Annotated in this window: 20 protein-coding genes; 5 read left to right on the top strand and 15 right to left on the bottom strand. The window is 38.1% G+C overall.

Annotated elements, in window-relative coordinates; translation table 11 throughout:
- Positions 1–2: 2 nt before the first annotated feature.
- The 4 genes from LKW28_RS01865 to LKW28_RS01850 form a co-directional block, all read right to left on the bottom strand.
- A complete protein-coding gene (locus LKW28_RS01865; RefSeq protein WP_229138621.1) occupies positions 3–245 on the bottom strand; it encodes a hypothetical protein in 243 nt (80 codons plus the stop codon).
- Between the two features lie 129 nt (positions 246–374).
- Entirely contained in the window at positions 375–629 is a 255-nt protein-coding gene (locus LKW28_RS01860) for a stage VI sporulation protein F (protein ID WP_229138620.1), read from the bottom strand.
- Between the two features lie 143 nt (positions 630–772).
- Positions 773–910 (bottom strand): YjcZ family sporulation protein, encoded by a 138-nt coding sequence (locus tag LKW28_RS01855; RefSeq protein WP_229138619.1) that lies wholly within the window; start codon positions 908–910, stop codon positions 773–775.
- A 101-nt stretch (positions 911–1,011) separates the two neighbouring features.
- A complete protein-coding gene (locus LKW28_RS01850; RefSeq protein ID WP_229138618.1) occupies positions 1,012–1,239 on the bottom strand; it encodes a hypothetical protein in 228 nt (75 codons plus the stop codon).
- A gap of 133 nt (positions 1,240–1,372) precedes the next feature.
- Here LKW28_RS01850 and LKW28_RS01845 point away from each other — a divergent pair, with 133 nt between their 5' ends.
- Positions 1,373–2,674 (top strand): glycosyltransferase, encoded by a 1,302-nt coding sequence (locus LKW28_RS01845; protein WP_229138617.1) that lies wholly within the window; start codon positions 1,373–1,375, stop codon positions 2,672–2,674.
- 83 nt (positions 2,675–2,757) lie between these two features.
- Here LKW28_RS01845 and LKW28_RS01840 read toward each other — a convergent pair whose 3' ends face one another.
- From LKW28_RS01840 to LKW28_RS01825, 4 genes are all read right to left on the bottom strand, one after another.
- Positions 2,758–3,846 carry a glycosyltransferase gene (locus tag LKW28_RS01840; RefSeq protein WP_229138616.1) on the bottom strand — a complete coding sequence of 363 codons (1,089 nt, stop codon included), beginning with the start codon at positions 3,844–3,846 and terminating at the stop codon, positions 2,758–2,760.
- A gap of 103 nt (positions 3,847–3,949) precedes the next feature.
- The gene (locus LKW28_RS01835) at positions 3,950–5,683 is read right to left on the bottom strand and encodes an NTTRR-F1 domain (RefSeq protein ID WP_420708789.1); all 1,734 of its coding nucleotides are present in this window, start codon (positions 5,681–5,683) and stop codon (positions 3,950–3,952) included.
- A 218-nt stretch (positions 5,684–5,901) separates the two neighbouring features.
- Entirely contained in the window at positions 5,902–6,594 is a 693-nt protein-coding gene (locus LKW28_RS01830; protein WP_229138614.1) for an N-acetyltransferase, read from the bottom strand.
- A gap of 62 nt (positions 6,595–6,656) precedes the next feature.
- Positions 6,657–7,643 (bottom strand): glycosyltransferase family protein, encoded by a 987-nt coding sequence (locus tag LKW28_RS01825; protein WP_229138613.1) that lies wholly within the window; start codon positions 7,641–7,643, stop codon positions 6,657–6,659.
- A gap of 149 nt (positions 7,644–7,792) precedes the next feature.
- Here LKW28_RS01825 and LKW28_RS01820 point away from each other — a divergent pair, with 149 nt between their 5' ends.
- Positions 7,793–8,797 (top strand): DUF4855 domain-containing protein, encoded by a 1,005-nt coding sequence (locus LKW28_RS01820; protein ID WP_161974888.1) that lies wholly within the window; start codon positions 7,793–7,795, stop codon positions 8,795–8,797.
- 116 nt (positions 8,798–8,913) lie between these two features.
- Here LKW28_RS01820 and LKW28_RS01815 read toward each other — a convergent pair whose 3' ends face one another.
- From LKW28_RS01815 to LKW28_RS01800, 4 genes are read right to left on the bottom strand one after another with little or no spacing between them, the layout of a single operon-like run.
- Positions 8,914–9,897 (bottom strand): glycosyltransferase family 4 protein, encoded by a 984-nt coding sequence (locus LKW28_RS01815; protein ID WP_136379997.1) that lies wholly within the window; start codon positions 9,895–9,897, stop codon positions 8,914–8,916.
- Entirely contained in the window at positions 9,894–10,844 is a 951-nt protein-coding gene (locus tag LKW28_RS01810; protein ID WP_136379996.1) for an NAD-dependent epimerase/dehydratase family protein, read from the bottom strand. The genes LKW28_RS01815 and LKW28_RS01810 overlap by 4 nt, the downstream gene beginning before the upstream one ends.
- On the bottom strand, positions 10,831–11,922 hold the full coding sequence (locus LKW28_RS23095) for a Gfo/Idh/MocA family protein (RefSeq protein WP_136379995.1): 1,092 nt from the start codon (positions 11,920–11,922) through the stop codon (positions 10,831–10,833). Before LKW28_RS23095 ends, LKW28_RS01810 begins: the two co-directional genes overlap by 14 nt.
- A 2-nt stretch (positions 11,923–11,924) precedes the next feature.
- A complete protein-coding gene (locus tag LKW28_RS01800) occupies positions 11,925–13,028 on the bottom strand; it encodes a DegT/DnrJ/EryC1/StrS family aminotransferase (RefSeq protein WP_136379994.1) in 1,104 nt (367 codons plus the stop codon).
- A gap of 302 nt (positions 13,029–13,330) precedes the next feature.
- Here LKW28_RS01800 and LKW28_RS01795 point away from each other — a divergent pair, with 302 nt between their 5' ends.
- On the top strand, positions 13,331–14,641 hold the full coding sequence (locus LKW28_RS01795; RefSeq protein ID WP_136379993.1) for a nucleotide sugar dehydrogenase: 1,311 nt from the start codon (positions 13,331–13,333) through the stop codon (positions 14,639–14,641).
- Positions 14,642–14,936: 295 nt separating this feature from the next.
- Here LKW28_RS01795 and LKW28_RS01790 read toward each other — a convergent pair whose 3' ends face one another.
- Positions 14,937–15,260, bottom strand: a complete 324-nt coding sequence (locus tag LKW28_RS01790) for a hypothetical protein (RefSeq protein WP_136379992.1) — start codon at positions 15,258–15,260, stop codon at positions 14,937–14,939.
- A gap of 167 nt (positions 15,261–15,427) precedes the next feature.
- Between LKW28_RS01790 and LKW28_RS01785 the strand changes: the two genes are divergently transcribed.
- A complete protein-coding gene (locus tag LKW28_RS01785) occupies positions 15,428–16,150 on the top strand; it encodes a hypothetical protein (protein WP_229138612.1) in 723 nt (240 codons plus the stop codon).
- A gap of 117 nt (positions 16,151–16,267) precedes the next feature.
- On the top strand, positions 16,268–17,065 hold the full coding sequence (locus LKW28_RS01780; protein WP_229138611.1) for a hypothetical protein: 798 nt from the start codon (positions 16,268–16,270) through the stop codon (positions 17,063–17,065).
- A 103-nt stretch (positions 17,066–17,168) separates the two neighbouring features.
- Here the strand turns inward: LKW28_RS01780 and LKW28_RS01775 are convergent, their stop codons facing one another.
- Positions 17,169–17,945: a HipA family kinase gene (locus LKW28_RS01775; RefSeq protein WP_136379989.1), complete on the bottom strand. Its 777-nt coding sequence runs from the start codon at positions 17,943–17,945 to the stop codon at positions 17,169–17,171.
- A complete protein-coding gene (locus tag LKW28_RS01770) occupies positions 17,926–19,029 on the bottom strand; it encodes a glycosyltransferase family 4 protein (RefSeq protein ID WP_136379988.1) in 1,104 nt (367 codons plus the stop codon). The genes LKW28_RS01775 and LKW28_RS01770 overlap by 20 nt, the downstream gene beginning before the upstream one ends.
- Positions 19,030–19,035: the final 6 nt, after the last annotated feature.

Genomic DNA, 19,035 nt, shown 5'->3' with positions numbered 1-19,035 from the left:
TTTTAGATGGACTCGTTAAAAAGCAACCCTTTGCCAGTATATTGCGCGCGGATATTATCAATATATTGGCTTTGTTTTTTTGTGATTGTTTTTCGTTCTGTTTGGTGTAAGTCGTAAGAACGCTGACTAAAGTTCATTGACGTTGGATTCACTTGATGAAGTTTTACTTGGGTTGTCTTATAAGTAGTCGTACGATGTACATATTGATTGTATTGGTCATTATTGATGGGTAATATATAGCCCATATTTGTTCCCTCCTCTTTTTTATTACATATGTATCGTTTTGTTTTATTATTAATAAAATTCGGAGCATGCTTTGTTTATATTAGGGTAGGTATAGAAAAAGGTCTGACTATTGCGTCAGACCCTTTTCCTTATTTTTTGTTAATCATTTTTGAGATGGTGTTAAAGTCCATTTTTTCTTTGCCATTTACAATACTGTTCACAATTTTGTCTTCCATTTGTTTGGATACTGGCTTATTTGCAATTTTAGAGACCTTTCTAATTACATTACGAACTGTAGCCTCATCCTTGAAATTTGCGTTTTGCAAAGAGTTTGCTAGCTTGAATACCTCCTGCATATCAACGCCTGTTTTCTTTCCAATATTATTAAAAAAGTTATTATCCATTTCGAAGCCTCCTTACATTGTGATATATCGTATGACCCGCGCCTATAAGTGGTGCGCAGGTTATGGAAAAAACTATTTCTTGTTTAAAAAATGGCGAAAGTACGAGCCGATTGACTCGTACTTCTATTTGGAGAATGTTGTGATTAGTTGTAGAAAGAAGCACCTACAATAATTAATAGGATGAACAGTACGACGATTAATACAAAAGTTGATCCGCCGCCGTAGCCGCCACCACCATAACCATAGCCGCCATAGCCGCAACCACCGAATCCGTAGCCCATATTTAGCACCTCCTCTTAAAAAGAGTACATTATAAAATATGTTTTGAAGGTCAATTTGGTGAGGACAGGAACACAGGGCAAACGCGGAAATTCATGAGAAACTACCCCTCTAAGTTTTTGTCTAACTCTTTTTGTTTTTTAGAAAACCATTGTTCCATCTTTTCCATCCTTGTTTCAAGCTCTTTTTCAAATTTTCTAGCCTCAGTATCCAGCTGCCTTAACCCCTTTTCATTTTCTGCAGCCCATTTATCAAGATTTCCTTTTGCCTCATCATGATCTTTATAATAATCCGCAACAAATCGTTCAATTTCTTTTTCAAATTTACTCATGGCTACACCTCCTGAAAATCTCTCCTAACAAGATAAGTTAATCATTTTCATCTTATGCATTAACATAATTGTCGAGTGCAACATTTATATAATTATTAGCGTAAAAATAAACCCGAGAAGTTGGTGTTAACCAGTGAATAATTATGAAAATGAAATTATAAATAATATAAGGTTAGGATACTTTCAAACCGCAATCGAACTTCTAAATAGGTCAGAGAAACAAAATAAAAATACCCCAATCTTTTATGCATTGCATGCATGTGATTTTTTGCAAAAAGGAAATATTCAAAACTCATGGTTATGGACATGGAGAGGACTTGATCATTTCCCTAATGAACCGATTTTAACTGAGTTAATGGAAAGGATTTGTAAACAAGAATTTCATATAGTAGATGCAAAAACTCACTCAAATGTAAATTTGCGTGTCCTTCAGGGAAGCATGGAAATCGCTAACCAAATGAATACTTTATCTGAAGGTTTAAAAAAACAGGCAGTAGTCTCACATACAATTAATTATTATCCTTATTATTTAAATTACGATTCTAATTACACCTGGTCATTAATTGGACAGCGGAGCTCACCACCTATTAATGAGAAACTAAGAGAATTAACGAAGGAACTCCTTCCACATTATGACCTCTTTCACTTTCATTTTGGAACAAGTTTGACGCTAGACTGGTCAGATTTTCCCTTATATAAATCATCAGGAAAGCCGCTTCTTATGCAGCATTGGGGGAGTGATGTAAGGATGCTCTCTAAAGCTACTAAATTAAACCCTTATGCATTAGTAAAAAATAAAAATGAGCAACAAATAAAAACAAGTTTAACTCGACTATCTGAAAACATTCAAAATTGTGTAGTGTTTGATATGGAGCTTTACGAGTATGTTAAGGATTTCTATGAAAATGTCCATATCATTCCTTCAATGATTAATTTAGATAATTACCAACCTCAAACGAAATTAAGTCCAAATAAAAGGGTCCTAATTGTTCACGCCCCTACATCCCCAGAAATTAAAGGCACCCACTATATACTAAAAGCAATTGAATCATTAAAGGACCATTATAATTTCGAATTTCGACTTGTCAAGGGATTGTCCCATGAAGAGGCAATGCGAATTTATCAAGAAGCAGATCTAATTATTGACCAGCTTCATATAGGAAGTTATGGACTATTCGCTGTGGAGGCTATGGCAATGGGCAAACCGGTTATTTGCTGGATTAGCGACTTTATGAAAGATCATTATCCAAGCGACCTGCCCATTATTATTGCAAATCCTGATACTATAAAAGATACGATAGAAAATGCTCTCAAAAATATCGATATGCTGCAAGGAATTGGGTTGAAGGGGAGGCAATATGTTGAAACTAATCATGATATGGTAAAAAATAGTCAAAAAGTGCTATCACTTTACCAATCTTTATTGCATATATAAGCAGAGATTTCTTCATAATCAGTGGCTAGACATTGTCCAATCACTGATTATGAAGCAAATTTAAAAACATTTTTGGATGCCGTTCAAGCCCCTTTGTTGATTCCAAGTTTGTCTTCTAATAGCTTTTTATTATGAAGAATTCTATGATCATTTGGTCTATACTTGGATGCTTCTTGGTTATGAACATAGGATTTTTGGAGTTCACCTAAATTATAATAACAAACGCACATTTGAAGATGAGGATACCATGTATAATAGGCTGGATAGCTAAAACTCCATTTATTGGATTCTGGATGTAACCCAGTTGCAAGATTATACCAGAATATTGCTGCCTTATAATCTCGTTTTCTCTGATAGTTATATCCGATTCTGCTGCATGTTTCAGCGCGAGGGGTCTTCGAAAACTCGAATGATTGAAATAATGATCTTAATTCGTTTTCTAAATCTCCAATAAATCGGTAGCAATCTGCTTTATTTATACAAGCATATACTTTATCCTCTATCCAACCTTCTTTTAGTGCAATATTGTTATCGTAAGCCTCGATTGCTTTTTCATAATGTCCGTTTTCCCTAAGTTCATTTCCATAATAGAAGTAGTCTCTTGGAGAAAATGTATCACCACGATCAATTTTCATTTGATAAATGTTTAGGTTTCTTCCAACTGAATGTCTTATTTTTTTATGAGTAACAGATATCTCAGAATTAATAATGGTTCCATAAACCTCTAAATACTGGTGACAATCACCTTTCCATACATAGTTTTTTACTCTTTTCACAAGTCGGTTACGCCGGTAACGCAATGTTACATTACCAAATTCATCTGTACCTGCATCATAATACATAGAAACAGAATCAACGGCAGGATCCAATGTTTCTTTAAGTTCCATAAGTTTTTTTCGATCCTCTTCTAGCAATACATCATCTGCATCAAGATAAAGAATATATTCCTTTGTGGCATACTTAAATGATTCGTTTCGTGCAGCAGCAAAGTTTCCTATCCATTCAAAGAAAAATACGCGGTCTGTATACTGCTTTGCAATTTCGACCGTCCGATCCGTTGATCCGGTATCTACAATATTAATTTCATCCACTATGTCCTTTACCGTTTCTAGGCACCTTGCTAGCACTTCTTCTTCATTTTTAACAATCATACATAAGCTTATTGAAACCAATATAGGAATCCCCTTTCAAAAAAGAGATGCTTTCTGAAAGCATCTCTTATAAATTATCTTGAAAATCTTTTTGGTTACTATAATGTGTTATACGATACACCAATCATGGTCCCGTTGGTCCTGTTGGTCCAGTTGGTCCGGTTGGTCCGGTTGCTCCGGTTGCTCCTGCTACTCCCGTGGCTCCGGTGGCTCCCGTTGCTCCTGTGGCTCCGGTTACGCCTGTGGCTCCTGTTGCTCCGGTGGCTCCTGTGACACCTGTCGCTCCTGTGGCTCCCGTTGCTCCTGTTACGCCTGTGGCTCCTGTTGCTCCTGTGGCTCCTGTTACTCCCGTGGCTCCGGTGGCTCCGGTGGCTCCCGTGGCTCCGGTGGCTCCTGTCGCTCCTGTTACTCCCGTGGCTCCTGTGGCTCCTGTGGCTCCGGTCGCTCCTGTTACTCCCGTGGCTCCGGTTGCTCCAGTTACGCCTGTTACTCCCGTGGCTCCGGTTGCTCCGGTTGCTCCTGTGGCTCCTGTTGCGCCTGTGGCCCCTGTTGCGCCTGTTGCGCCTGTTGCGCCTGCGCCTGTGGCTCCTGTCGCTCCTGTTTCTCCCGTTGCTCCTGTGGCTCCTGTTGCGCCTGTGGCCCCTGTTGCGCCTGTTGCGCCTGTTGCGCCTGCGCCTGTGGCTCCTGTCGCTCCTGTCGCTCCTGTGACACCTGTCGCTCCTGTGGCTCCGGTTGCTCCTGTGGCTCCGGTTGCTCCTGTGGCTCCGGTTGCTCCTGTGGCTCCGGTTGCTCCTGTCGCTCCAGTTACTCCCGTTGCTCCTGTGGCTCCTGTTACGCCTGTGACTCCGGTTGCTCCTGTTACGCCTGTGGCTCCGGTTGCTCCTGTTACGCCTGTGGCTCCAGTTGCGCCTGTTGCTCCTGTTGCTCCTGTCGCTCCTGTTACTCCTGTTGCTCCTGTTGCTCCTGTGACTCCTGTTGCTCCTGTGGCTCCTGTTGCGCCTGTCGCTCCTGTTGCGCCTGTCGCTCCTGTTGCGCCTGTCGCTCCTGTCGCTCCGGTTGCGCCTGTCGCTCCTGTTACTCCTGTTACTCCTGTTACGCCTGTCGCTCCGGTTGCGCCTGTGGCTCCTGTCGCCCCAGTTACTCCCGTTGCTCCTGTTGCTCCTGTTACGCCTGTTACGCCTGTTGCGCCTGTTACACCAGTTACACCTGTGGCTCCTGTGGCTCCTGTCGCTCCAGTTACTCCAGTTGCTCCCGTTGCTCCTGTTACGCCTGTGACTCCGGTTGCTCCTGTTACGCCTGTGGCTCCGGTTGCTCCTGTTACGCCTGTGGCTCCAGTTGCGCCTGTTGCTCCTGTTGCTCCAGCTGGTCCTGTTGGTCCTACTAATCCTAGAGCCTCTGCGTCTAACAATTCTACATCATCTACTAATACATCAGCACTGCCTGCTTGTGGTAGCTTTGTAATGATTACAAGTGCTTGTGTAGTACCTGCCGGGGCTGGTGTGGTATTTTCGTAAATCTCAAGCCAAGTATTGTTTTCTACATTAGGTAGTCTGTTCGCCGGAATATTGGTGATCAGTCCATACCCAAGAAATGTAAGAGCAGCATCATAAAATATAACAGAGATGCTAATCAGCGGACTTTGTAAAGCTCCGATTTTTGCAAATGAAGAGAGAAACTCATACTGCTCACCTGCTCGAGCTGGAACAAATTGACCAATAAAAGCAACAGAGTCTGCATCTGTTAATCTGACAGAAAAGAAACCAGAATGTGAAAACTCACTAGTTAATTCAGCATTCATCCCAAACCAAGGGGCAAGAGAACCATTCTCAAACCCACCATTATCAATACGGTCGATGATAGACAAATTTTTCACCTCCTATGTTTCTAGCAATTTGCCTCTTACCAAATGTAGAAGCATACTGTATTCTACGTAATCCCTATTGATTTGACAGGACTCTTTCATCTGGCAAAAAGCACATTTATCAACAGAACGATAATTTGTAATTTCCTAGAAAACATATAAAAACAGGCTATTCGAGCCTGTTTTTATTGTTTACTAAGGTATTCACTATCAAATTATTTTATTATTCTACCTGGGTTGCCGACAACGGTTCTATTTGGAGGGACATCTTTCGTAATAACACTTCCGGCGCCAACTATCGCATTCTCACCTATTGTAATAGCAGGTAAGAGTGTCGCATTATTGCCAATTTTGACACCTTTTTTAATAATGGGTCCTCGATGTTCAAAATTCCCCATCCCCATATACTTATCATTTGAAGATGAACAGCATGGACCAATAAACACCTCATCCTCAATCACCATATCCGCTGTAATATAACAACCCGTTTGAATCGTTACTCGATTTCCTATTGTAGTATTTGTCTCAACAATTGCATTGCGACCGATAATGCTATCTTCTCCTATTACTACCTTTTCCCGAATACTAGACAAATCCCCAACGAAGACACCAGAGTTTAGCCTTACACCTCGATATAATACACTGTTACATCCAATAACGACATGGTCATTGATAACAAGGGGATCTAATGCCTTCCCCGGCTTACGCGCCATTTTTTTATTAGATGATGTGGGCTTTCCTAGAACTGTTAGTTCACCTATTTGAACAAAGTTTCCAATCTTTGTATCTTTTTTTATTACTACATGATGCCCTATAGTTACATTGTCTCCTATTGTCACATGTTCTTCGATTACTACATTATCCCCAATCGTAACATTAGCACCTATTATTGCTGATGAATGGATCATACACACTCCCCTTTCGTAGGTCAAAATAGGTTTGGGAGACACTTCCTTTACTAGTGCTCCTGCTATAATTCCTTATAGATACTTAACAGATCTTTCGTAACTCGTTCTGCTGAATGATAGGATTCAACATACTTTCTACCTGCCATTCCAAGCTCATGGCGTCGAATTGGATTGTGAATCAACTCATCAAGGACTTCGTCAAGATTGTTCGGTGTTGCTTGAACAATCGGAAGATCATCAGGGAATTTTTCGCGAACATCATCTCTAATAAATGCAACGACCGGTTTCCCCATTGCCATTGCCTCTACACTCAGCATTCCATAGGTGCCACAGAGGAGCTGATCGATAATTATATCTGCTTTCATATATTCAGAAAGTGCTTTCTCATGGCTCATTTTTTCAAGAATTTGATAGGTAAATGGACTACCTTTATCACGAAGTTTATTCACCGCAGCTTCTACATAATCGGATCCTTTAAATTCACGATTTGTTGGTGCATGAATAATAAGAGGATTGTTATTTTTAACTGAAGGATATGAGACTTTAAAGTCTTCAACATTACAAGCTAGTGGAATAACATATACATGTTTATAATAATCTTTTACATAGTGATAGGCTTCATAATCCTGCACAATTGCGGTATCAATATTGGCTGAAATAATGGTTAGCTGTCTGTGAATTTCTTCGTCAGTATAATAGGTTTCTGGAAGAGGATACGGATTCATGTTGCGAACCATTTCTGCTGTCCGTACATCACTCCCCCAATGATGCATTACCATATTCTTTCCTTTTCCCTTAAGTAAAGGGAGGTCAGCAAAATCCTGAAAAAATGTGTTCGCATTATGGAAATGGAAAATATCAACATTCTCTACAAGAAATTCAAATTCTTTCATCACTTCAAATGCGTCTGTATTTAAGATATCTCCTTTATAATTCAAGTACGTGTGAAAGCCGTTAAATCCCGCTGCATGATGACCTTGTTTTCTAATCTCCTTACAAATAATTCCCATCTGTCCCGCAATTTCAGTGGGAGCATGAACAATTTTCATAAAAATATCTCTCCTTTCCTTTCCTTTCATATCATATTCAAGAAAGATAAGTTGGTTATGCAAATCTTGTAAAATGGGGGTATGCGGACACACTTTATACCTAATGTGCTCATATACTATAAAAGACATTTATGAAAGGTGGGATATTTTTGACGATTAATGATTATATGACAGCTGAAGAACTTGGAGTGCAAAACCATATTTGCCTCCTACCGTATGGAGAAGAACACGAAAATGGTGTTAAAAATTGGACAGCAGAAGACTTAAAGCCATACCAAAGTTATCTTGTAAATAATGAAGCCGTTGATACGATGTTCAATGGATTAATCTTCAATCCGATTAATGGAAGAAAAGATTGTTATCTTTATCCAATGTTTTCTGACTTTGGTAGTTTACCACAAAGAAAAGATTGGAAGGTAGCATTAAAAGGGCTGTTTAAACGTAAACAAAACTTCGATGCTGCAGCAATGAACACAAATGCAGGAAAACAAACAGATGTATGGGTTACACTCCCATACCCAATGCTTACCCAAGAAAATTTCGGCAAAGTAGACGATCTTGTTCTAAATTTTAAAAATGAAGATGATAGATTTACTGCAGTTCAATGGTGGATAACCAAATTTTTATCAAAATGGGAAGATGCTGATCACCTTCATAAGAAATTGCAATTTAGAGGATTCGTTTGGCCACGTGCATCCATTGATGAGCGCGATGAAAATCTTGTCAAAAGAGTAACTGCATATATTCGTGAAAGAAAATTGCTTTCTCTGTGGCTTCAGCAGTACGGATCTACAGGATGTGTGGAATGGAATGAATTTGGGTTTGATGCTGCTTGCACGCACCCCAACTATTATGGAGAGACAGGGCCGGATTATACTTGGATTGCTAACTCGACTGTATTTGCAAGACATTTCCATACCGGAATGCAAATCACATTTGGAAAAGGGTTACTTTTTAAGGAGAACCATTTACAAGACTATTTAAATTTTGGCTACTACAACGAATATATGAATAAGAGTCTAGTTGTCTATCAATTTCCTAATCAAACAATGCGGGATATTTATGAAAACCACTTAACTGAATATAATCACCTCTACTCCTTTATTAAACAAACCTATACGCCTGTTTACCCAACTGCAGCTTTCCCTAATTAATCATTACGTTTTTAGCCGGTAAAGAGAACCTGCTCTTTTAACCGGCTTTTTATATGGAAAAAGAAGCTATTTTAAAGAGACTTCTTCAAATAGCTCCTTATGAAGGCCAACATTGATCATAATTTTGAATAAATAGCCATCAATCGCTCAACAACTACCTCATGAGAATGATATTTTTCAACATATTTTCTCCCTTGCATTCCATGTTCCCGTCGCAGCTCTGGAATTTCAAGCAGCATTTCAACCTGTTTATATAAAGTATCAGGATTGCTATTGATAATAGGTAATTTAGCTGGAAAGGTTGGAACAAGATCAGGGCGAATATAGGTTAAAACAGGTTTTCCTAAAGCCATTGATTCCACACTAAGTAATCCATAAGAACCGCATAAAACCTGATCGATGATGATATCAGCATCTGCATAAAGGCTGATTACTTCCTCATGGCTCATTTTCTCAATTCGTCTATAATCAATATCGTATTTTTCCCTTAGTTTTTCTATCGTTTTTTCGACATAGGTTGTTCCTTTAAAATCAGGATTTGTTGGTGCATGCAGGATAAGAGGCTTATCCTTATTAATAGCCGGATAATGAGGTTCAAAGTGAGTAAGATCAATCGCAATCGGCAGCACATGAACCTTTTCATAATAGTCTTTTACATATTCATAAACCTCATAATCTTGAACAATCGCTTCTTTAATATATTCTGTGATTTTGATTAATTTTGCATGAATTTCCTCATTGGGTGGAGAATCGCCGGTATATACATAAGGATTGTTGTTCCTAGCCTGTTCATGAAACCTTACATCATTTCCCCAATGATGCATAACCATTTTTTTATGCCTTTTTTTAAGTTCCGGTAAATCTGAATACTCCTCGCAAAGAGTAGTATTATAATGAAAATGAAAGAGATCAAATTCATTTATAATTTCATTATATTTTTCATTCAATCCTTCCTGGTCGGTATTGATCAAATAATCTTTATAGCCAAGATAGGAATGAAATGTATTATAACCAACCGAACAATGCCCCTTCTTGTTAAGGGCACTGCTCAAGATTCCCATTTGTCCTGCGATTTCAGTCGTACCGTGAAAAATTCTCATGATCCATTTCCTTTTTTCAGCCAGTTATAGGTTTTTACTATCCCCTCTGCCAAAGAATGTTCAATTCTCCAATTCAATTCCGTTTGAATTTTTTTTGAATCAATACATCTTCGTTGGACTACATCAACTTTTCGTTTCGGCATGATTTGAAGCTGAATTTTCTTTCCCCCACTAGTCTCGTGAATAACTTGTGCAAGTTCAAGAACACTTGTTTCAATTCCTGTTCCAACATTATATACATTACCTATAGCGTCCTTATCCAAAGCTGTTATAAGAGCGGCATCTATTGCATCTTCAACATACGTAAAATCCCTTGTCTGATTTCCATCCCCAAATATAATCATTGGTTTTTGATTCATTGCTGCTTCAAAAAACTTTGCTACTACCCCACAATAGGGATTTTCAACAAGTTGTCCCGGTCCATATACATTTGAAAATCTTAGAACTGTTATTGGAAGTTGATACATTTGATAATATACATGACAGTAATGCTCCATTGAAAATTTACTAGCGGCATAGGGTAATTTAATATTATAGTAGGATTCGGGTGTGGGTATGATTGGTGCCTCGCTGTATATAGAAGTAGTGGACGCATAGATAAACCTTTTTAAATCTTTACAACATTCCTTTGCCTTTTGTAATAGGATATAGCCTCCATATAAATTCGTTTCGAAATCACTATTTATGTTTTCAACTGATAAGACTAGATTTTTGCATGCAAAGTGGAAAATATAATCAACCTCTGGAAGAATTTCTTCCAGCAAATTTTCATTTGTAATACTTTCTTCATAGAATGTGATCTTATCAGAATTCGGAATAGCAGATCTTTTTCCCGTCGATACATCATCAATAATATAGATATGTTCACTTAAGGGCATCAGGTTTCTTACAAGCTGCGATCCTAAAAAACCCGCTCCCCCTGTTACAACAACCTTACCTAGATTCATGTGATTTCCACTTCCTTTCTTTCATGTCTGATGTGGAAAAAGAATAAATTGGGAACTCAACGGGTTGCTTAGACAATTCCGATTGGTACATACCGAATATAATTTCAAGGGCTTTTTTTCCTTCTGTTCCGTCTAGTAGCACACCCTTATTCTCAGACTTTACGGCTTCAATAAAATTATCATACATATAGATCTCTTCATTCCCATCTTGAAGTAGGGAATCCAATTCTTCCATATCCGTATTCTCACCTTCTATATACCAACGACCAATGTTTTTAAGAGATGGTCCTTCAATGCAAATGGTCCCCTTTTCACCGAAGAGAGACAATGAGTATCCAAGATTATTTGGCTGGGTGACAATATTTGCCTCGATAATACCCTTTGCCCGGGATTTAAAATCCAAAATACCTAAAGCAACATCCTCTGTCTCTTTTACAGTGGATTGGTAACCTATTTCACCGTAAACTGAATGTACCTCTCCAAGAAACCACTGAAGCAAATCAATAATATGAATTCCTTGATTGATTAACATTCCTCCATCCGTTTCCCATTTACCTCTCCACGGAGCAGAAGTAAAATAGTCAGGCGACCTATTGATCCTTATCGAAGCAACCCCTAAATAAATAGTTCCGATTTTTCCATCATCAATAATCCCTTTAATTTTTTGCATGATTGGCCGGAAACGAAGTTGATGACAAACCATCAGCTCTTTTTTTTGTTTCTGTGCCAATGCGATCAGTTCATTGGACCCGTCAATGGATAAAGCCATCGGTTTTTCCAAAATGACATGTTTATTAAATTGGAGAGCTTTTTTAGCCATCTCCGCATGTAGTCCAGAAAATGAAGAGATAATGACTGCATCAAGCTGCTGATCCGCAAGCATCTCTTCATAATCCTTAAAATATTTGATTGGATGTGTAAGGCCTGACTGTGTTTGATAAAAATTCCTTGCTTCATCCATTCTCGATTCATCTAAATCACTTACTGCATGTAAATGTGCATCATCAAACCTTGACAATGCATGCAAATGTTTCTTTGATATATATCCACAGCCAACTAAACCAAATCGAATCACCACTTTTAGTCCACCTCTTTTTGAAGTAAGACCGAAATCACTTCATCTTGTTCAATTTCTGTTAGCAATGGATGCATTGGAACGGCAAAAAGTCTCTCCGATAACGATTCTGCAATCGGAAAATCACCTTTTTTATAATTAAGAAACGAGTAAACCTCTTGTAAATGAAGACATTGTGGATAATAGACACCTGTTTGAATATCAGCAGCCTCAAGCCTATCCATAATCTCATCTCGATTCTCAGAATGAATGCAATATAGATGGTAAATATGAGATCGATTGCTTGCCTCCATCGGTAATTGTAAATGTGGTGCATCTTTTAAATGTGTCCTGTACCGATCTGCAAGCTTTCTTCTTTGCCCGTTCCACTCATCTATTTTCGAAAGATTTACTAGTAAAATCGCGGCATGTAGCTCATCTAGTCTGCTATTATAACCTATTAGGTCGTGATAATATTTTCTTGTTGTTCCATGTGTTCGCAGTTTTCTTATTCTAGTTGCTAGGTCCTTATCTGAGGTTGTAATAATTCCTCCATCCCCCATTGTACCGAGATTTTTAGTTGGAAAAAATGAAAAACAGGCAGCATCTCCTAAATTCCCCACTTCTAGATCCTTATAGGAAGCTCCAAATGCTTGACAAGCATCTTCAATTACATAAAGTCCGTATTTTTTTGAAATTTCCAGAATGTCATCCATTTCAGCCGGCTGCCCGAATATGTGAACTGTAATGATTGCCTTAGTGGCTGATGTTATCTTTTTCTCAATTTCTTTTGGATCAATATTATAGGTAACCGGATCAATATCAGCGAAGACTGGCTTTGCTCCAACACGTGATATCGCTTCGGCGCTTGCAAAGAATGTAAATGGCGAAGTAATTACTTCATCACCCTTGCCAATCCCATATGCATCAAGCGTAAGAACAAGTGCGTCTGTACCATTTGCAACAGATATTGCTTCTTGAACTCCAATTCTTTTCGCTATTTTTTTCTCAAGTTCCATAACTTTTGGTCCCAAAATGTATTGCCCACTATCTATAACTTCATTTATTGCATACATGATCTCATTTTTAACACTTTGAAACTGTCTCCTTAAGTCTACAAGATTAATCATTATCTATTTCTCCTTCTCCTCTCTATTAAATTTCCTTTGAAAATGCGTTTCCATCCTAATCTATGACTACATTTTGATAAAGGAACGGCTGAAGACCATTAAAAGATTAGATTTTTTCAAGTTTCATATTGAAGAAATCTACATTTTGGAGTGAGTTTTTAGTTAGAATAAACAAACTATTATATCTGTCCTTGATAAAAATGCATATTTTAAAAAATTAAGGTGATTGTCCATTTCAATCAATTCGCAATCGCATATTTTAAGACTGTACTTAATTTTTACAAGACGAGGAGAGTAAATTAATGAATAACGAGAATTCACAGAGTAAAAATAACAAAATTGCAGTGATTGGTCTAGGCTTCGTCGGTCTTCCCTTGTCTGTCATGCTTGCTGATAAGGGGTTCCAAGTGGTTGGTGTGGATAAAGATCAAGAGAAGGTTAACAAACTCAAAAACTCTAAAAGCTATATTGGTGACATAGACGACAATAGACTAAAAAAGGTGATTGACAAAGGAAGTTTTTGTGCGACAACAAATTTTGATGAGTTAAAAAAGGTAGATTCAATCATCATTTGTGTACCAACACCACTTACCAAACAAAAAACACCAGATTTAAGCTTTATCATTAGTGCGGGAAATGAAATTCAAGGAAGACTGCAGAAAGGCCAGCTAGTTATATTAGAAAGTTCAACATTTCCCGGAACGACAAAGGAAGTATTATTACCAATTTTAGAGAAAAGCGGGTTTCAAGTTGGCATTGATTTCTATTTGGCAAATTCGCCGGAGAGAATCGATCCGGGTAATAATAAGTATTCAGTTGAAGAAATCCCGAAAGTAATTGGAGGTACGACTGAAAAGTGTCTAGATGTAGGATATTCTCTTTACAAAAATATCTACCAAGAGGTCGTACCTGTTTCCTCAACTGAATCTGCGGAGTTAACTAAGCTACTTGAAAACACATTCCGTTTTATTAATATTTCCTTTATTAACGAGATGGCCATACTTTGCGAAAAATTAAAAGTTGATATTTGGGAGGTCGTTGATGCTGCTTCTACCAAGCCTTACGGTTTTACCCCATTCTATCCGGGACCAGGGATTGGCGGCCATTGTATTCCAGTTGACCCCTTTTATCTTCAATGGAAACTACAACAATTAGCGACGAGAAGCGAATTTATTTCGACAGCTGATATTACAAACCAAAGAATGGTCGAACATATCGTAGACCGTACGAAAGGGCTACTGAAGTCTAATAAATCTCTGACTCAGGCAAAAATTCTTATTTATGGGATTACCTATAAAAGGGATGTAGCAGATACACGGGATTCAGCTGCAATAGAAATTTTAGAGAAGTTTAACGAAGAGGGTACCAATGTTTATTACCATGACCCATTTGTACCATCAATTTTAATTGGAGACCATTTGTATACCAACACAGAGCTTTCGGAAGAAATATTACGTGAGATGGATTGCATCATCATTTTAACCAACCATTCTGCAATACCACTAGACCTGATTTTAACCTTCAGCAATCTTGTTTTCGATACAAGAAACGTGACTAAAGGTCATCAGGGTTCAGCTCAAGTTGTTCGACTCGGTGAAGGATTCATCCCATAAGATTTTTCGTCACACCCCAATTAGAAAAAAAATAGCAGATTTCCATATGGTCATCTGCTATTTCTCATAACCTTTCATCACTGTACAACACTGATTAACGATTACCAATATTATTAACGTACCTTTTTACACCCACAGCCACCGGACTTCTTTACTGGTTTATTTTTTTGACTGGAAGAAAAAACCTTAGCACCTGTGAGATTGTTCTTTTTATTCACATTCATAATTATTCCTCCATAAATTGGTATAATGTTAGTATATGTCCTTATTGCTCATATTGTTTTCCACGTTCTGCTTATTTTTTATTTTTTTCATGGATGAGATTGTTAAAGAACCATTCATTTATCATACCATCAGATTCTTTATTTATTGGACGTGATTTTTGGATTTTGCTGATGGGCTCAGCAGACTTTTTTTGTGTTGTTTCGCGATTATTAGATGAAATAAACTGTTGTTTTAGCAGCTCATTTTCGGAACGTAATTGGTTGATTTGTTCCCTTAACTTTTGATTTTCGAATAGTAATTTGTCTTTTTGAATTGATTTATATTTTGATAACTCCGCCTGTAAATGGATAATTTTTTGCTGTAAAATCACTGGATTACTAGAATTACGATTCACTTTTAGCCCCTCCTCATATCTTCCCTTTACTTTATATAAAGTATTGATTCTACATATCATATGAGCAAAATTCCGCTAATGTCACAGCACACTTGACTATCTAAAACATACTATACAGTAGCCCCAATACCCAAAGGGTTATTACAACAAAAAGGAGGAACACACAAGTGGGTTCAAAACATCATAACCATAATAGAGACACAGAACGAGTTTGTATACTAACAAGAAAAATTTATGACTGGATCACTCGCCAGATTGAGGTAGATCTTACATTCACAAATAATAGCAATCTTCCTGTAAAATTCAAATGTCATGGTCAAACAGAGCGCACACTAGAGGAACTTTGTAATTTTCTAGACCAATTTGATGACGTTTCAGTTAATTGCTTCTTAAGCGACAAATTTGGTCATCCGATTGAAACCGGATTCCAAGAGAATCATCAAGTTTCAGTAACAGAAATCGGGCAACGCCAACCAGTTACGGTCACATTACCAAATGGTGACCAAGTCACATTACAACGAGTGAAAACTCTAGTAAGAGGCTTTATAGGAGTAGAAATTCTAGATGATATGAATCGTGTTGTATGTGAGACAAAACATCCAATTCCATTCGTAACGACTCAAACATTCTTATTATGCGCTCCTGAAGGAACAGACCTAAACGTACATGTATCATTAGCTGAATGCGATGCAACATTAATTTGTGAATCAGATATCCACCAACTAGACATCAGCCTTACTCTTTGCCTAGAGGTTCAAACCGAAGCTGATGTGAAGCTAGAAATTGAAGCTAGACACTGTCATCCACGTGAAGAAATCCTAGAAGAAATCGTATTATGTCCAACAGAAAAATTCCCACCACAATGTCCAGAAGTTTTCCCAGCTCACTAAGAAGCACTGGTTAAACTAGACTGTTGAATCATCAACAGTCTAGTTTATTTTTGTTAGGTCAAAAAACACAAATTCATTGTTACTTACATAACTTGTAGAGGAGAGGAGGGATACCTTTTGAAACCAAGACAGCAGCAAGGTCGTCAGGAAGACAGTATCCAACTGAAGCAACGAATCATTCATTATCAATCTGAAATTACATCCTATGAGCATAAACTGAAATCCCTTCAAGGAAGTATCGAAAAAGAAAAAGTCCGGAATCAATATTTACAGGAGAAATTATATAAAATTGAGGACCAACAAATTGAGACCTATCAGAAGGAAATATATGAATTAAAGGAAAAGATAACCCAGCTTGAGGTCGAGCTGGAGGAGGAAAAGAAACGCACAGCACAGCTTCAACAAAAAGTTGTTTCAGCTAAACCGATTGCCGTGGCACCAAAGGAAAAACTTGTCGAAGCCTTTGCGAACATTCAAGCCCATTTTGCTTATTCAACCATTTTACCGTCTACGGAGGACGATGATATTACCATCATTGGTGATTTCATGATTAAAAATACAGGGACAAAAGCGTTACATGATATTATCGTTTGTATCAAATTAGCCCCTCGAGAATCAGGCACCTTAAGTGGAAAAATTGTAAATAAAAAATCACAAAGCTTTATTGAATCCGAAATTGATTGGGTCTTTTTACATGAAAACTGGAAAGAAAAAATTAAGGAGAACGGAGAATACTGGATTAAATATGTAGATCCAAACCCGCTCCCACCAAACGATACCATCATCTTCTCTCAGTTTGATATTAATCTACCCAAGAATGAAGACAGTCATTCGGTTGTGGTAGATGGGTTTGTATATAGCAAAGAGCTGCCGAAGGGAATCTTTTCACTTAATAAAATCATAGTAAACTATTAAAGGGCTCTTGGAATGAAGGACGTTTACTAGTTTCATACTCTTGGATATTCCCTTCATTCCTTTATGGAGGGCTCAACAAAAAGGACAGCGGTGAGCTGTCCTTTTATGGTTTTGAGTGAAGGGGTCGATAGCGCGATTTGATAAAGTCCCGGATCAGTTTATGGAGAACCATATCTCTACGACATACCAAATAATCAACAACTTGCTTTTTCTCCTCTTCCGTAATTCCCCAGTCTTCTGGTGTGAAGTCAACAATTTCGTTTAATAAGTGGATAGGAATTGATTGAATGATAGATAGCTGGTCATAGAAATCCTTTTCATCCTGAATGAAGTCTGCGATCAGTTCATGTGTTGCACTTTTCATAAGCTTCCTGCAATAGGTTGAGAGATTTGTACTATCCCAGGCAAATGAGCCAAATAGATCAGCATGATCAATAATATAAAGTTTGTGATTTCCCCCGGCAACTTCTTTAAATAGTACGTTTTTCTTCGTCCGATCAAGATTATACAGCCAGTAATCCATAATAATGATTCCTGCAAGCTGTTTGCGATTGATGACATTCGGAGAAGTTAGTTCATGAGCATTTTGGCAATTTGGGATATACTCAGTTGCGAACTGTGTGTTTGTCTCTTCAACAAGCTCTCCATCGGTAAGCTCACTAAAATAGGTTTGCGGGATTTGTACAAAGCGGCTTGGTGGAATTGGAAGTTGTAGATAGCGTGCAATGGAATAGCCAACCCATTCATTAAACAACACCTTTTCTTGGCCTTCCTTTAAAAATTTCACGATGTACTGTTTTCCATTATCAAATGAAAAGAGATGGGCGTTATTCGATTTTCCTTCAAATAATTGATGATACTTAGTTGGTTGGATGCTCATCACCCCCAGTCAATTCCCGAAGTAATCTTACATAGCTTTTCGCACATTTTTCGATGGAGAAGCTTAATTCTACACGTTCGCGGGCATTAGTGGATAATGTTTGATAATACTCAGGTGCATCGATAATTTGATAGATTTTTTTCGCTGCATCTTGTGCATTTTCTTCAATATACAACAATCCTGTCTTCCCATCCTCGACAATTTCAGGAATGGATGAGATGCCTGGAGCGACAACCGGTACACCACAGGCCATTGATTCAATAAAGGTATTTCCGAACGACTCTCCCTTTGTCGTGGCTATTGTGCATCCTTCTGATTGTCGAATCTTTGAGTACATATGTGGCATTTCTTGATAAGCAACCACCGGATACCATTTTATGATATCTGTTAATCCGTGATCTTTCCAATAAGTCTCAAATTCATCTCTTTGTGCACTATTGGCTCCACCAATAATCCAAATTTCAATATCATTCCGTTCACTTTTGATTCGATGTGCAATCTCCATTAAGAGTTTCCAGTTTTTTCGACCATCTAATCTGCCGATATAGGCAACTACCTTTTTCCCTTTTGGAATAATAGGTTCCTTTTCTAAGTGGGTTTCTTCGGGATTAAGTGGTTTGAAAAACTCTGTATCAATTCCGTTATAGATCACCTCATAAGGTGCATTTGAATCGATTAGAATGGATGCGAGACGCTTTTGGTGATGAGAGGGAACGATCATTCGGTCTGGCGTGACCTCGTCAAAATCAGGAAGATGACGAGTTAGCTTAAGAATTTCTGGAGTACGGGCCTCCAGTATCAGAGGCCCCTTATAGTTTGCTTTTCGAATCCATTTATAGCCCTTTTTCGTGTCACAAATAATAATCACGTCATATTTGTTTTTTTGAATAATATCCACAATTTCTTTTTTATCATTTGTTAGATAGACGGTCGCAACATCGTCCATGATGTGCATCCCACCAAGGTCTTTCACATACATAAAATCCGTTTCGATTCCATATTTTTTAAAATAAACGGCTCGATTTCGCCAGCCTGCGTTCACGCCCCCAACAGTTAATAAACGCCATATCACTAAAACCTTCAAGTTTAG

The organism is Bacillus sp. REN16 (assembly GCF_020731355.1).
Taxonomy (GTDB): Bacteria; Bacillota; Bacilli; order Bacillales; family Bacillaceae_L; genus Ferdinandcohnia.
Note: the sequence above shows the minus strand (reverse complement) of the source record. Positions and strands in the feature narration are given on the sequence as shown.